Genomic DNA, 14,207 nt, shown 5'->3' on the forward strand with positions numbered 1-14,207 from the left:
GTATTTCCAGGGATATGCCGCGGCAGTATCGGGGCAGTACCGGGGCAGCACGAATTGCGTAAATATGAAAATGCGTGCTGGCGGCTAGATGAAAAAAATGATATACAATACCCGCGCTGATTCCCTCCGGCGCGCCGGCGCTACGCAGGCGTGCCCGGGCTGACCTGCAAGGTCACGACCAGCGATTGCAGCACCGACATCGGTATCGGCTTCGAGAACACCCGGATATGCGGCGGGACGCCCCCGCGATCGGCGATCGCGTGCTTGTCCAGCGAGGTGACCACCGCGATGCGGGTGGCGGCGAATTCCTGCTGCGCGTCGAGGGTGCGGCACAGGCGGAAGCCGTCGATGCCGGGCATGATCAGGTCCAGCACGACCAGGTCGGGCTTGCTGCTGCCGATCAGCAGCAGGCCGTCATAGCCGTTGGTGGCTTCGAGGATCTCGACCGGGGGATCGAGGGTCTCGAGCGCCATGCGGTAGATCTGCAGCAGATGTTCGTCGTCCTCCACCAACAGCACGCGGAATGGCCGGGCGGGCGGCGCCGATGCCCTGCGCGCGGGCGCGGACTGGTGGCGCTGCTCCGCCACCATGCGGTCCACCGCGTCGGCCGGGATCCTGCGATGCCCGCCGTCGGTCTTCCACGCGGGCAGCCGGCCGTTCTCGACCCACAGCTGGACCGTGCGCAGGGAGACGCCAAGCATCTCGGCCGCGGTCTTGGTGGAATAAAAGCGCAGATCGGTCATAGAGCCTCTTCAACTGCCGCAGCATGCACGGGGCAAAGGTGCGGCGTTGCATATCGTATTTTTTTCATTATTCTTCGGAAAGCTGCCAAAACGCAACTTAATGCCAGAAAAACGCGCAACGATGATAAGGCATCGCTAAATTCGGGGTCGGTGGAAATGCCGCGCGGAGCACCGGGCCGGCGCCGCCGCCCGGCCTGGCATGCCGGCTCCGGCGCGCTTGCCGGCGCCGCCCGATGGATCATACTGTGAAGCTTTGCCATAAGGAGAGACTGCCCGGCACGCCCAAGGGCAGCTGCACCGGGGAGCGCGCGCGGCCCACCACCGCGCGAGGATAGGTGCGCAGGGTCATAGGAATGGCGCGAGCCGGCGCCGGTTGTCCGGCGCACGCGCGTATCGAAGGCTGGGATTCACGGCTGTGACGAATAATATTCTGGTTTTTTGGTAGCTTTCCCATGAGCCTGGAAATCTACCGACAGGCATTGGCAGGCCCATATCGATCCGCGCGACATCCGTTCTGGTCAGGTGTTGTCATCGTCATCGGCGTCTGGGCCTCGCTGGCCGCCTGGGCGCTGTGGGACCGCGCCACCGAGATGCGCCATGTCCATGCCAGCCTGGCGCGCGTTGCCGCCATGCTGGGCGAACAGACCGAGCGCACGCTGGCCGAAGCCGATCACCTCGCATCGCGGGTCGGCGCCGCCGTGGCCGAGCGCGGCCCCGCGCCGCCGCTGGCGCAGTGGGCACGCAGCGGCACCCTGGTGGTCGAGCCCTTTCTCGACGTCTCCGTGTTCGACCATGCCGGCATCCTGCGGGCATCGACCAGCGCCGGCGCCGCGCCGCCGGACTTCGGCGACCGCCGCTTCTTCGACGTGCACGGCAAGCGCGTGCCGCCCGCGCTTTACGTGGGCGTGCCGATGGCCGGCCAGGCCAGCGGGCAGTGGTCGATCCAGCTTTCCAGGGGCATCGTGTCCAGAAGCACCGGCCGCTTTCTCGGCGTGGTGGTGGTGGCGCTCGATCCGGGCTACCTGTCGGATGCCTACGCGCGTGCCGGGCTGGGGGCGTCCGGCGCCGTGCTGCTGGCCGGCACCGACGACTTCGTGGTGCGCGCGCGCTGGAGCGAGCAGAGCCGCCAGCCGGGCCAGTTGCTGATGCCCGGCTCCGCGCTGCGCCGCGCGCTGGCCGCCACGCCCGAGAACACCGTCGCCGGCATCGGCGCCGACGGCGCGCGCGACCGCGTGGCCGGCGGCGGCGCGGACGATGGCGGCGCGCGCATCTACGCCATCCAGAGCCTGCCGGGGCGCAACCTCGCCGTGCTGGCGGGGGTGAGCCGCCGCGCGGCGATGGCCAGCTACCACAAGCGCCTGTGCGCGGCGGTCGGCATCGCCGCGCTGGTCACGGTGCTGGTGCTGTTCTTCCAGGCGCGCCAGCTCGCGGCGCTGCGCGAGCTGGCCGCGCTGGCCGACCGCGAGCGCGTGGTGCGCGACATCCTCGCCGAGAAAAAGCAGCACCTGCGCGGGCTGTTCCTGGCCATGCCGGATGGCGTGGCGGTGTTCGGCGCCGACCGCGTGATCGACGAGACCAACATCGCGCTGTGCGAGCTGCTCGGCGTGTCGCTGCAGCGTCTGCGCGGCGCCACCCAGCGCGAGTTCGTCCACTGGCTCTACCGCGGCCGCCAGCCCGCGCGCCAGGCCTGCCGCGCCGAGCAGCTGCTGGCCGAGCTGGACCGCGCGGAGGCGGGCGCGGAGTTCGCCGGCATCATCGAGTTCGACATGGCGGTGTCGCCGGCCTACGAGGTGCGCATCGTGCATGCCGCCAGCGGCGGCGGGCTGGTGCTGGTGCTGCGCGACATCACCTCGCAACTGCGCCATGACCGCATGAAATCGCATTTCGTCTCGGCCGCCGCGCATGAGCTCAAGGCCCCCGTGGCCGGCATCGCCGGCTATGCCGAGCTGCTCGGCGCGGACGTGGTGCCGCCCGAGCGCCGCCGCGGCATCTATCACGCCATCCACGCGCGCGCCCGGCAACTCAACGAGCTGCTCTCCGACATGCTCGACCTGGCCCGCATCGAGGCGCGCAGCAGCGGCGCGCTCGAGCGCCAGCGCGTGGACATGGCCGCGCTGGTGCGCGACACCGTGGCCGGCGATTTCGCCGAGCAGGCGCGGGTGCGCGTGAGCGTGGCGCAGGCGCCGCTGTACGTGTCGGGAGACCGCGCGCAACTGGCGCAGGCGGTGCGCAATCTGGTGGAAAACGCGCTCAAGTACTCTGACGGCAAGGATGAGGTCACCGTGACTGTATCGGTGCCGCAGCAAGAGCCCGACAAGGTGTCGGTGCGGGTAGAGGACCGAGGTATCGGCATGACGAAGGAAGAAGCAGGCATGGCGTTCGACAATTTTTACCGGGCCAACCGCCGCGGCAATGCCAAGGGCAATGGCCTGGGGCTGGCGATCGTGCGGGAGATCGTGGCGGTGCACCAGGGCCAGATCGCGCTGGTCAGCGAGATCGGCAAGGGCACCGTGGTGACGCTCAGCCTGCCGGCGGCGGCCGCATGATGCGCTGCTGGCGCGAGATGCCGGGCCAGGATGGCGCGCGGCCGCTGGCCCCGTCGGCGGCATTGCTGGGTGTCTGCCTGGCGCTGTGGCTGGTTCTGCTGATGGCCGCGCACGATGCGCGCGCGCGGGTGGAGAGAACTTCGACGGCGCTGCGCGACAACCTCGAGCTGGCGCTGGCCGACACGCTCGGCATTGCCCACCAGGACCGCGCGCTGGCCGGCGCGCCGTGCCGCGGCGTGGCGCGCCAGCTGCAGGAGCAGGGCGCCTACACCGCCTATGTGTTCGACGTGGAACTGGTCGCGCGCGGCATGCGCTATTGCTCGGCCGTGCGCGGCGACATAGCGCTGCCGCTGGACGACCTGCTGCCCTGGCGGCCCGGCCTGCAATACCGGCTGGCGCCGGCCGGGCCCGGCAAGGGCACGGCGCTGGCGGTGTTCTCCGGGACCACGCCCGGCCACGGCGTGCTGGTGTGGGTGGACGGCCGCTACCTGGCCGACATGGTGCAGTCCGCCGGCCGGCTGGGCTTTCCGGACATCGGCCTCGAGGTGGCCGGCGCGCGCTTCATGCTTGCCGCCGGCGGCGCGCCCGGCGTGCCCGCGCTGATCCCGCGCGACACCGTGTGGCACGGCACGGGCGGGATCGTCGACGTGCGCCAGCTGGCCGGGCATCCGATCGCCGTGATCGCCAGCGCGCCCCGCAGCGTGATCCTCCACGAAGGCCTCAAGTACCTGTTGCTGCCGCCGCTGGCCGGCTTGCTGGCCGCGCTGGCGGCCTGCGCGTGGCAGTCGCGCCGCGCCGCGCGCCGCTCGTTCGCGGCGGAACTGCGGCGCGGCCTGCGCCAGGGCGAATTCGTGCCGTACTACCAGCCGCTGGTCGATCTCGACAGCGGACTGTGCATGGGCGTGGAGGTGCTGGCGCGCTGGCATCATCCGCGGCGCGGGCTGCTCGCGCCGGAGGCGTTCATCCCCGCGATCGAGCGCCAGCGCCTCGCGGTGGCGCTGACGCGGTGCCTGATCCCGCAGGTGCTGCGCGAGTTCGCCTCGCTGACGCTGGCGCCGGCTTTCCACATCGCCCTGAACATCACCGCCGAGCACTTCGACGACGCCGCCTTCTGGGCCGACGACTCGGCGCTGTTCGCGCTGCTGCAGGCCAACGTGACGCCGGTGCTGGAAATCACCGAGCGCGATGCGGTCACGCTGGCCGAGCACCAGCGCAGCGCGATCCAGCGCGCCAAGGCGCGCGGCATCAAGCTGGCCGTGGACGACTTCGGCACCGGCTATTGCGGCCTGGCGTATTTCAAGCGCTTCGAAGTGGATTTCCTCAAGCTCGACCGCCTGTTCGTGCAGGCCGAGCCCGGCGACAAGGTCAGCGAGCAGATCGTCGAGGCCACGCTCAGCTTTGCGCAGGCGCTGGATCTCGCGGTGGTGGCGGAAGGCATCGAATGCGAACGGCAGCGCGCGTCGCTGGCGGACAAGGGCGTGCGCCTGGGCCAGGGCTACCTCTTTGCCCGCCCGATGACGATGGATGCGCTGCGCGAATGGCTGCCCTCCCGCCTCGAGCCGCTTCCCCCCGCTCCGCCGGTGCCGTCATGGCGCAGTCACAAGCCGCACGACCCGTCGCGCGAAGCGGTGCTCGATACGTAAATATGAAATTCTCGCCCTATTCAGAAGTGAAAAAAATGATATAGAATTCGAGCCATAGCCTTGCTTCCCCGTCGGGCTATACGACTCCCTGCCGGGAATCCCCTTGCCGGCCAGCGCCTCGTGACTAAACGCGAGGCGCTCTTTTCATTGTTCCCCCGGTTTTCGTTTTCCACTCCCTGCGCGCCGGCCTGGGCGCCGGCATCGCAGCCCGGCGGGCATCCGTCCTACACGCCTTACAGCCGCTGCCTGACAGAGGCGGGCCGGGCCGCGTCCTAAGCTGGTTCCAGCGCCTTCCCGCTCATGCAGATGGGCGCGGCGCGGGGCACGGCAGCTTGCCGCGGCCCGCCGCAAGAAGGCGGTTCATCCTGTACCGCCGCCAACCGGAGCACACCATGAACAAGGACCAGGTCAAGGGCCGTATCGAGGAAGCCAAGGGCAAGGTGAAGGAAGTGGCTGGCAAGGTCAGCGGCCGCGCCAGCACCGAGGTCAAGGGCAAGGCACAGCAGATCGCGGGCAAGACCCAGGCCGCGTACGGGGACGCCCGGGAAGACGCCAAGCGGACCCGCTGAGCGCGCCGGACCCGGCAGGAAGCCAGTACAGCCAGTAAAAGAAGAGAGAACAAAAACAAGACGCCGCATGCAGTGCGCCTGCCGCCTGGGCAGGTGCACTTCATGCGGCGTTGCCGTTCGTGCCCGGGCTGCCTGGCTTGCTTAGCTGAAGCACTCGTTGTAGTAGCGCGTGCAGGTGCCGACGGGGCGGAAGGTGTACGGCAGCTCGGCCAGCGCGGCGGATTCGAGCGAGCCGAACGGGATGTCGAGGCCCAGGCTGTTCGCGTCGGTCGCGGCGCCGTCGGTGCGTTGGGTTTCGTGCGCGGATTTGTGATGCGTGCTCATGGTGGTTCTCGCTGTGTGTTTCGCATGACACTGCCGAAAAGCCTGTCATGCCTGCGCGCCGCCCTGATCGAGGAAGGCCGCGCCGTGGAGACGGCAGCGTGTCGGTGTGGCTGCCATCGGTACGGGCCATGGTAGCCAACTACGCCGGAAAGAAAATCCAGCTCCGGCAAAACACACTGTTGCAGGATTGCATTCAATCGCGGCCATCCGCGCAGCAGGCATCACCTGAAATGCCTGCCATGACCGCGCCGTGCAGCCGCCGCCGCACGCTTATTTCCGCGCCCGCGTGGCCGGCGCGTGCAAACCCGCCTTCATTCGCGTGCCCGCGGCGCCTATATTTGGCCTTGTCCGCGCAGTTCCTCGTCTCACGCTGTCGTTCATCACCGCGGTCCACCGCGCGCCACCGAACCCGGAGGTCAGGCCATGTCCCGCCCGATGCCGTTGCCGCCGTGCTTTGCCGATCGCCGCGAGGCGGGGGTCTATCTTGGCCGGCACCTGGCCGGGCTCGGCTACGGCGCCGCGGCGCTGGGCGAGGCGCCGCTGGTGCTGGCGCTGCCGCGCGGCGGCGTGCCGGTGGCTTTCGAGGTGGCGCGGCTGCTCGAAGGCCGGCTGGACATCCTGCTGGTGCGCAAGATCGGCGCGCCCGGTTATCCCGAGCTGGCGCTGGGCGCGGTGGTGGAGGGCGACGCCGCCGGCGGCGGCCCGCATACCGTGACCAATGACGACCCGTGGACCCGGCGCGCGCTCGACAGCGGCGCTTTCGACGCGGAGCGCGGCCGCCAGCTCGACGAGATCGCGCGCCGCCAGCAGCGCTACCGCGGCGGCGCGCCGGTGCCGGCCATGGCGGGGCGCACCGTGATCGTGGTGGACGATGGCGTGGCGACCGGCGCCACCATGCGCGCCGCGCTGGAAGGCGTGCGCGGCGCCGGCGCGCGCACCGTGGTGGCGGCCGTGCCGGTGGCTTCGGTGGAGGGGCAGGCCAGCCTGCGCACGGCGGCGGACCAGGTGATCTGCCTCAACGTGCCGGCGAGCTTCGGCGCGGTGGGCGCCTTCTACCTGGATTTCCGCCAGACCACCGACGAGGAGGTCACGGCCTTGCTGCGCGAGAGCGGGTGCGGGCGGCCGGCGTGACCGCGGCCCCGCGCGGGCACTAGCCCTGCTGCGCGGCCAGCCGGGCCTTCAGGTGCGGCACCAGCCCGCCGGCCTGCAGCAGGGCGCGCAGGAACGCGGGAATCGGATCGCAGGCAACCGGGCTGCCGTCGGGCAGCAACAGCGCGGGCTGGCCGAGGTCGAGCCGGGCGTGGCCGCCGTCGGCCAGGCGCGAGGTATCGGCGCAGGTCAGCACCGGCAGGCCGAGGTTGATGGCGTTGCGGTAGAACAGCCCGGCGAAGGAGGGCGCGATCACGGCGGCCACGCCGAGCTGGAGCAGCGCCTGCGGCGCCTGCTCGCGCGACGAGCCGACCCCGAAATTGCGCCCCGCCACGACGAAGTCGCCCGGCCGCACGGCGGCGGGAAACTCCGGGCGCAGCGCGGCCAGGCAATGGCGCGCGATCTCCTCGATGCCGCCCTTCATATGGGCGCCCGGCGCCATCTGGTCGGTGTCGACGTTGTCGCCGAAGCGCCAGATGCGGCCGCCGGGCGGAAGTGGGGGCGGGACCGGGTTCATGCCAGCATCTCGCGCGGGTCGGTGATCCGGCCGGCCACGGCGGAAGCCGCCACGGTCAGCGGCGACGCCAGCCAGACGGCGCTGCCGCCGTCGCCCATGCGGCCGGCGAAGTTGCGCGCGGTGGAGGCGATGGCGCGGCTGCCGGCGGCGAAGCGCGACGCGCCGTAGCCGGCGCAGGCGTTGCAGGCGTTGGGCAGCAGGTGCGCGCCGGCGTCCAGCAAGGCCGCCAGCGTGCCCTCGCGCTCGGCCTGCTGCTGGTCGCGCAGCGAGGCCGGCGCCACCTGCAGGCTCACGCCCGGCGCCACGCGGCGCCCGCGCAGCACGCTCGCCGCCATGCGCAGGTCTTCGAGCTTGGCGCCCGTGCAGGCGCCCAGGTAGGCGATGTCCACCGCCTGGCCGGCCGCGTCGCCCACCGGGCCGGTATTGGCCGGCGAATGGGGCGCGGCCACCTGCGGCGCCAGCGTGGCCGCGTCGAAGCGCTGGCTCTCCAGCAGCGCGGCGCCGGGGTCGGTGCGCCAGTGCGCCGGCGCGATGGCGTCCAGCGTGGCGCCCGGCACGCCGGCCCCGGCCAGCCATGCCATGGTGGTGGCGTCCGGCGCGATCAGGCCGGTCTGCGCGCCCAGCTCGGCACTCATGTTGGACAGCGTCATGCGTTCCTGCATCGGCAGCGCGGCGACTGCCTCGCCGGCGAATTCGATGGCCTCGTAGCGGCCGCCGCCCAGGCCCAGGCGGGCGCACAGGAACAGCATCATGTCCTTGGCGCAGACGCCCGCGCCGAGCCTGCCGTCCCACTGCAGGCGGATGGTGTGCGGCACGCGCAGCCAGATCTCGCCGGTGGCCAGCACCCCCGCCATCTCGGTGGCGCCGATGCCGAACATGTAGGCGCCGAAGGCGCCGCCGGTGGGGCTGTGGCTGTCGCCGCCGACGATGAAGCGCCCGGGCAGCACATGGCCGTGCTCGGGCAGCACCACGTGGCAGATGCCCTTGCCGTCGATGAAGTGAGGCAGGCGCGCTTCGCGCACCCAGTCGCGCGTGAAGCGCACGATCGCCTCGGCCTCGGGATCCGCGGCGGGCACGTAGTGGTCGGTCACCACCACGTAGCGCTCGGGGTCCCACACCTTGGCGCCCAGCTCGCGCAGCAGCGGCGCCACGCGGCGCGGGCCGCTGGAGTCGTGCGACATGGCCAGGTCCACCTTGCAGGTCACCACCGTGCCCGGCGTGACCGCGTCCAGCCCGGCGGCCCGCGCCACCAGTTTCTGGGCCAGCGTGGCCGGCGCGGGGGCGGGCCCGGCGAGCGTTTTCATTCGGGCGTGGCTCCCGAGTACTTGACCACCCTGGCCCAGCGCTTGACGTCCTCGCGCACGAACGCCGCGAAGGCCTGCGGCGTGCTGCCGACCGGCTGCGCGCCGTCCGCTTCCAGGCGCTTGCGCGCCGCGGGCGCGTCCAGGCCCTTGCGGGCGGCCTGGTAGAGCGTCTGCACGACATCGGGCGGCAGCCCGGCCGGGCCGAACAGGCCGAACCACGCGCTGGACTCGAAACCCTTGACGGTGTTGCCGATCGGCGCCACGCCCGGGAACTGCGGCAGCGGCGCGGGGCTGGTCACGCCCAGCACCTTGAGCTTGCCGCTCTTGACGTGGGGCAGCACGTTGAGGGTGCTGGCGAACATCAGGTCCACCTGGCCGGCGAGCAGGTCGGTGATGGCCGGCGCGGTGCCCTTGTAGGGAATATTGACGATATAGGTGCCGGTCATCATCTTGAACATGTCGCCGGCCAGGTGCACCGACGAGCCCACCGAGCCGATGGCGAAGTTCAGCTTGCCGGGCTGGCTCCTGGCCAGCCGGATCAGTTCGGGGATGTTGTTGGCGGGCAGGCCGGGCGTGGCCACCAGCACGCTCGGCACGCTGGCGACCAGCGTGATCGGCGTGAAGTCCTCGATCGGGTCGAACGGCAGCTTCTTGTACAGCGTGGCGTTGATGGTGTGGCTGGTGAAGCTCATCAGCAGGGTGGTGCCGTCCGGCGCGCTCTTGGCGACGAGGTCGGCGGCGATGTTGCCGCCCGCGCCGGGCCGGTTTTCCACCACCACGCTCTGGTCCAGCTCGCGCGCCATTTCCTGGGCGATGGTGCGCGCCAGCGTATCGGTGGTGCCGCCGGCCGGCGCGCCGACCAGGATGCGGATGGGTTTGCCGCCGGCGATCTGCGCCGCGGTTGCCGCCGCGGGCGCCAGCGCCAGGGCGGCGACCAGCAGCGCCAGCAGCGCGGTGGGGCGCGGAGGCCGCGCGCGGCGCAAACGCGAGGAATGCGGGGAAACCAGGAAGCGCAGGAGGCGGTGGAGCAGCGGCGGTCGGACCATGGAGGGAGCTGGCATCGCGAATTCCTTCAGGGAAAGATCGGGAGCGCGCAGTATCGCCCGTCCCGGCCTAATCGCGTAGTCCCGTGCGCGCCTCGCTCTCCACCCAGACGTTGGCGCTGTCGCCGCCGGCCGGGGACAGCTCCATGCGGTATTCGTAGCGGTCGGGGCGGTACTGGCCCAGCAGGAATTGCACCGGTCGGCCTGCCTTGTCCAGCACCACGCGGCGCACCGCCAGCAGCGCGCCGCCCACGGGCACGTCCAGCAGCGGCGCCACCACCACATCGGCCAGCCGGGCCGACAACGTCTGGCTGGCGCGGCCGAGCTGCACGCCCGTGCCTTGCAGCAGGCGCAGCATCGGCGTGGTTTCCAGGTCCTTGCGCGTCAGGCCGCGGCCCAGCTCGGCCGGCAGGTAGGTGGTGATGTGGGACAGCGGGCGGCTGCCGTAGTGGCGCACCCGCACCACCTTGACCACCGGATCGCCGGCTTGCAGGCCAAGCGCCTCCGCCACTTCCGGCGTGGCGTGGACGTCGTCGATCGAGATCACCTTGACCGAGGTCTTCTGCCCCATGTCGATGATGTTGTCGAGCAGGCTGCCGGGGCGGTCGCCCACGGTGACCGGCTTGATCGGGTGCGGATTGACGAAGGTGCCCAGGCCGCGATGGCGGCGCACCAGGCCTTCCTGCACCAGGCGGTCGAAGACGCGGCGCATGGTGACGCGCGACGCGTGAAACTGCTTGGCGAGGTCGATCTCGCCCGGCAAGGGGCCCTGGCCAAACCGGCCTTCCACGATCTGTTGGCGTAGTACCACGTAAATCTGGTGATACAGGGGAACGACGGCTTCACTCATGGTTTCCCTTGCGTATGGGTAACAAGTCTTCAATAGGCTTAATGTACTTTAAATCAGACATAGAGCCTAGTCATGTCCGCAGTTGTGCCTGATTCCACGCATGAACCCGCCACAATCGTTGCGCGCACGCAGCGCATATGCCGCGTGCGCCGCAATCGGTCGGCGTAATGTTTGTGCCCCCGCAGCATTCCGCGGCGGCCTTCGCGGCCGGTCCGCTGCACGCCGCCGCTTGCCCCGCGCCGTCCCCGGTGCGGCGGCCAGCGCACCGCCCGCGGCGCCTGTTTCAGGCCCGATACAGCGCTTGCCGCCAAGGGTTTTCCTTAGAAACCGCCTCAAGAGCCTGACAGGCCGTGATTATTCCTGCGCCTGGCAGAACCGGTCGCGGTGACGTTCGATGCGCGCTGTCACAACTGTGTGACATGTCGTGTGCGGCTCACAGCGCCGGCACGTGTATGGGCCGCGCGCCCAAGGTTCCCGGCCTGAGGCGAATGCTTGGCAGCCCTTGTATTTCAAGGGATTACTGCGCGCCCGCATGGCGCTGGCACCGATTATGCGGAAAGGGAGGCTGGTTTGGCTGCAAGGCCGGACCCGCACCTCCAGCCGCTGTTCTCCCCGAGCGGCGGCCAGAGGCCGAGCCGCTGTGAAATCCTCCTGGGAGCTTTGTATGAAAAAGACCTTACTTGCGTCGGCGATTGCCTTAGCCCTTGGGGCCGGCGGTCAGGCCATGGCCAACCCGACGAACAACAATGACGTCAAGTGGAACGGCGACAACACGCAGACGGCCACTGCGAACTCCACGCAATCCGGCGGGGGCGCTTCGGCGAACGAAAATTCCAGCGCCTGGCAGGACAACAGCACATCGAACAAGACCAGCAACTTCACCAGTAATTCGAGCAAGACCTCGAGCTTCTCTTCCAACAAGACCACCAACAAGACCAACGCCGACAACCGGGGCAAGGTGACCTTCGACGAAGGCTATGGCAACGCCGGCGCCAACAACGGCAGCACCGCCACCGCCAACTTCAGCAACGCGTTCAACAGCAGCAAGGCCATCGCGATCAGCAAGCTGTCGGGCGCGGTCACCGGCGTCGTGGTCCACGGCATCGGCAATGTTGCCACCAACAACGGCAGCGCCAATGGCGGCTGGGGCGGCAAGGGCGGCACCGGCTATGGCGGGACCGGCCAGGGCGGCTCGGGCGGCAATGGCGGCAACAGCGGCAATGGCGGCGGCGGCGGCAGCGGCGGCTCCGCCACCAACGGCAGCGCCACCGCGGGCTATGCCTCGGCCGGCAGCGCCAACGCCGGCCATGGCGGCAGCGGCGGCGACGCCAAGGGCAATGGCGGCGACGGCGGCAATGCCAAGGGCAGCGGCGGCGGCGCGCTCAGCGCCAGCGTGGGCGTAGGCGCCGGTGGCGGCAGCGGCAAGGGCTACGGCGGCGACGCGCTCGGCGCCAGCCTGTCGGGCTCCGGCAGGGGCGGCGGCGCAGGCGCCGGCGGCGGCAGCGCCGGCGGCCTGGCAGCCGGCCTGGGCGGCAGCAGCGGCTCGCGCTCGGGCGGCGGCGGCGACGGCGGCTTCTTCGGCAACGGCGGCGGCAGCGGCAGCAGCACGGCCGCCGCGGGCGGCGCAGGCTCGACCGGCACCACCACCACCACGGCCGGCACCGGCACCGCGACCGGCGGCAACGGCGGCAGCTCCACCTCCGGCGCGGCCAGCCCGACCGGCGGCGCCGGCAGCGGCACGGGCGGCTACGGCGGTGCCGGCAACGGCGGCGCGGCGACGGCCAGCGGCGGCGCAGGGTCCGGCACGGGCGGCTATGGCGGCGCGCAAAACAGCGTGGCCGGCAATGGCGGCAATGGCGGCAACGCCAGCAGCGGCGGCGCCTCGACCCAGGCCAGCAACGGCAGCGCGACGGCAGGCTCGGGCGCGCTCGGCGCGACTTCCGGCGCCGGCGGCGCTGGTGGCGTGGGCAATGGCGGCACGGGCGGCGTCGGCAATGGCGCGGTGGGTGGAGCCGGCGGCGCCGGCGGCACCAACTACGTCGATGCCGGCACTTTCAACATGTCCAACATGATGAGCAGCGTCGGCCAGTCGGCCGCGGGCATCATGATCGCCAACCAGAACAGCGGTATGGCATCGCTGGTGCAGCAAAGCGTCAACGTCCAGGCCAACCTGGCGGTCGGCAAGTAAGGCGGTTGCGCGGCGGCGGCGCGGCGCGGGTGGATGGCCCGCGCGCACGCCCCGCCGGCACGGTCCCAAGCCGGCAACTCAGGGCATCCCCGCGCGTTGCCAGCGCGAGGATGCCCGTTCGACGAAGCGTCCACTCGTCTCCCGCTTGCCCGTCCGGATGGGGGCGGCAGGCAAGAGGCCGAAGGAGACACCAATATGCGATCGGTCCGCTTTGCTGCCGCCGTCATGGCGACAGCCGTCCTGGTCTGGCCGGGCCTGCAAGCCCTGGCCGACCCGTTGCCCGCCGGGCCCTCGGCCGCAGCGCCTGCGGCAAACGCCGCCAGCGCCATGAACACGGGCGCCGCGCTCCAGGATCAGGTTGCCCCCGCGCCGGCGCGCGGCGTGTTCGCCGGCCTCGGCAAGCCGGTCGCCAGCAACCGGCTGGACGGCATCCGCGGCGGCTCCGAACTGGTGGCCAACGACATGCGCCTGGCCGGCACCGTGGCCGACAACAGCGCGAGCCACATCATGAGCGGCGCCAACAGCATTGCCGACGGCTCCTTCGCCAGCGCCGCGGGCTTGCCCACCGTGATCCAGAACTCGGGCTCCAACGTGCTGATCCAGAACGCCACGATCATCAACGTCCAGTTCAAGCCATGACGCTGCGCAAGCTGCTATTGCTGGCCGCGCTCGCGCTGGCCGCGGCAGGCGCGCCGGTGGCGCGCGCCGACGATGCCATCGTCCCGGCCGACGGCAGCAATTTCTTCAGCGTGCGCGTCACCAGCCTCAAGGAAGCGCGCTACAAGACCACCATCCGCCAGCAGTACGACTTCAGCTGCGGCTCGGCGGCGGTGGCCACGCTGCTTACTTACCAGTACGGCTACCCGGTGACCGAGCAGGTGGTGTTCGCCAACATGTACGTCAACGGCGACCAGGCCAAGATCCGGCAAGAGGGCTTCTCGCTGCTGGACATGAAGCGCTTCCTCGAGTCGCGCGGCTTTCTCGCCGACGGCTACGAGCTGCCCCTGTCCAAGCTCGAAGAAACCCAGATCCCGGCCATCGTGCTGGTGGTCGAGAACGGCTACCACCATTTCGTGGTGGTCAAGGGCATCCACGGCAACCGCGTGCTGATCGGCGATCCGGCGCTCGGCACGCGCGCGATCTCGCGCGAGCATTTCGAATCCATCTGGGACAGCCAGTTGCTGTTCGTGATCCACAACCGCGAGGAATCCGCGCGTTTCAACCTGGCGGCCGACTGGCGCGTGGCGCCGAGCGGCCCTTACTCCATGGGTATCAACCGGGATAGTCTGTTTTTCACTGTCATGCCCTCGCGTGGCGGTAGCGATTTCTAA

The 14,207-nt window shown here is 70.5% G+C and carries 13 protein-coding genes; 7 read left to right on the top strand and 6 right to left on the bottom strand.

What is annotated here, in order from left to right; genetic code table 11:
* Nucleotides 1-140: 140 nt before the first annotated feature.
* Nucleotides 141-743 (bottom strand): response regulator, encoded by a 603-nt coding sequence (locus ACKI2N_RS20250; RefSeq protein ID WP_420997500.1) that lies wholly within the window; start codon nt 741-743, stop codon nt 141-143.
* A 452-nt stretch (nt 744-1,195) separates the two neighbouring features.
* On the opposite strand from ACKI2N_RS20250, the gene ACKI2N_RS20255 reads away from it, so the two are divergent.
* From ACKI2N_RS20255 to ACKI2N_RS20265, 3 genes are all read left to right on the top strand, one after another.
* Nucleotides 1,196-3,289 (top strand): ATP-binding protein, encoded by a 2,094-nt coding sequence (locus ACKI2N_RS20255; protein ID WP_420997499.1) that lies wholly within the window; start codon nt 1,196-1,198, stop codon nt 3,287-3,289.
* A complete protein-coding gene (locus tag ACKI2N_RS20260; RefSeq protein WP_420997497.1) occupies nt 3,286-4,932 on the top strand; it encodes an EAL domain-containing protein in 1,647 nt (548 codons plus the stop codon). The genes ACKI2N_RS20255 and ACKI2N_RS20260 overlap by 4 nt, the downstream gene beginning before the upstream one ends.
* 392 nt (nt 4,933-5,324) lie before the next feature.
* Nucleotides 5,325-5,501 carry a CsbD family protein gene (locus tag ACKI2N_RS20265; protein WP_420997496.1) on the top strand — a complete coding sequence of 59 codons (177 nt, stop codon included), beginning with the start codon at nt 5,325-5,327 and terminating at the stop codon, nt 5,499-5,501.
* 141 nt (nt 5,502-5,642) lie between these two features.
* On the opposite strand, the gene ACKI2N_RS20270 is transcribed toward ACKI2N_RS20265, so the two are convergent.
* The gene (locus ACKI2N_RS20270; RefSeq protein ID WP_420997494.1) at nt 5,643-5,825 is read right to left on the bottom strand and encodes a hypothetical protein; all 183 of its coding nucleotides are present in this window, start codon (nt 5,823-5,825) and stop codon (nt 5,643-5,645) included.
* Nucleotides 5,826-6,260: 435 nt separating this feature from the next.
* On the opposite strand from ACKI2N_RS20270, the gene ACKI2N_RS20275 reads away from it, so the two are divergent.
* Nucleotides 6,261-6,956, top strand: coding sequence for a phosphoribosyltransferase (locus tag ACKI2N_RS20275; RefSeq protein WP_420997540.1), 696 nt, complete (start codon nt 6,261-6,263; stop codon nt 6,954-6,956).
* A 19-nt stretch (nt 6,957-6,975) separates the two neighbouring features.
* Here ACKI2N_RS20275 and ACKI2N_RS20280 read toward each other — a convergent pair whose 3' ends face one another.
* Genes ACKI2N_RS20280 through ACKI2N_RS20295 form a run of 4 tightly spaced genes read right to left on the bottom strand, consistent with a single transcriptional unit; the run spans nt 6,976 to nt 10,688 of the window.
* Nucleotides 6,976-7,491: a 3-isopropylmalate dehydratase gene (locus ACKI2N_RS20280; RefSeq protein WP_420997493.1), complete on the bottom strand. Its 516-nt coding sequence runs from the start codon at nt 7,489-7,491 to the stop codon at nt 6,976-6,978.
* Nucleotides 7,488-8,795, bottom strand: a complete 1,308-nt coding sequence (locus ACKI2N_RS20285) for a 3-isopropylmalate dehydratase large subunit (RefSeq protein WP_420997492.1) — start codon at nt 8,793-8,795, stop codon at nt 7,488-7,490. The genes ACKI2N_RS20280 and ACKI2N_RS20285 overlap by 4 nt, the downstream gene beginning before the upstream one ends.
* Complete coding sequence (locus ACKI2N_RS20290; protein WP_420997491.1) at nt 8,792-9,856, bottom strand: tripartite tricarboxylate transporter substrate binding protein; 1,065 nt, start codon at nt 9,854-9,856, stop codon at nt 8,792-8,794. The genes ACKI2N_RS20285 and ACKI2N_RS20290 overlap by 4 nt, the downstream gene beginning before the upstream one ends.
* A 52-nt stretch (nt 9,857-9,908) precedes the next feature.
* Nucleotides 9,909-10,688 (bottom strand): GntR family transcriptional regulator, encoded by a 780-nt coding sequence (locus ACKI2N_RS20295; protein WP_420997489.1) that lies wholly within the window; start codon nt 10,686-10,688, stop codon nt 9,909-9,911.
* 664 nt (nt 10,689-11,352) lie between these two features.
* Between ACKI2N_RS20295 and ACKI2N_RS20300 the strand changes: the two genes are divergently transcribed.
* The 3 genes from ACKI2N_RS20300 (at nt 11,353) to ACKI2N_RS20310 (ending at nt 14,207) form a co-directional block, all read left to right on the top strand.
* The gene (locus ACKI2N_RS20300) at nt 11,353-12,876 is read left to right on the top strand and encodes a hypothetical protein (RefSeq protein ID WP_420997487.1); all 1,524 of its coding nucleotides are present in this window, start codon (nt 11,353-11,355) and stop codon (nt 12,874-12,876) included.
* Nucleotides 12,877-13,071: 195 nt separating this feature from the next.
* Nucleotides 13,072-13,515, top strand: a complete 444-nt coding sequence (locus ACKI2N_RS20305; protein WP_420997486.1) for a hypothetical protein — start codon at nt 13,072-13,074, stop codon at nt 13,513-13,515.
* The gene (locus tag ACKI2N_RS20310; protein WP_420997485.1) at nt 13,512-14,207 is read left to right on the top strand and encodes a C39 family peptidase; all 696 of its coding nucleotides are present in this window, start codon (nt 13,512-13,514) and stop codon (nt 14,205-14,207) included. Before ACKI2N_RS20305 ends, ACKI2N_RS20310 begins: the two co-directional genes overlap by 4 nt.

This window comes from Cupriavidus sp. 30B13, from assembly GCF_049059565.2.
Lineage (GTDB): Bacteria > Pseudomonadota > Gammaproteobacteria > Burkholderiales > Burkholderiaceae > Cupriavidus.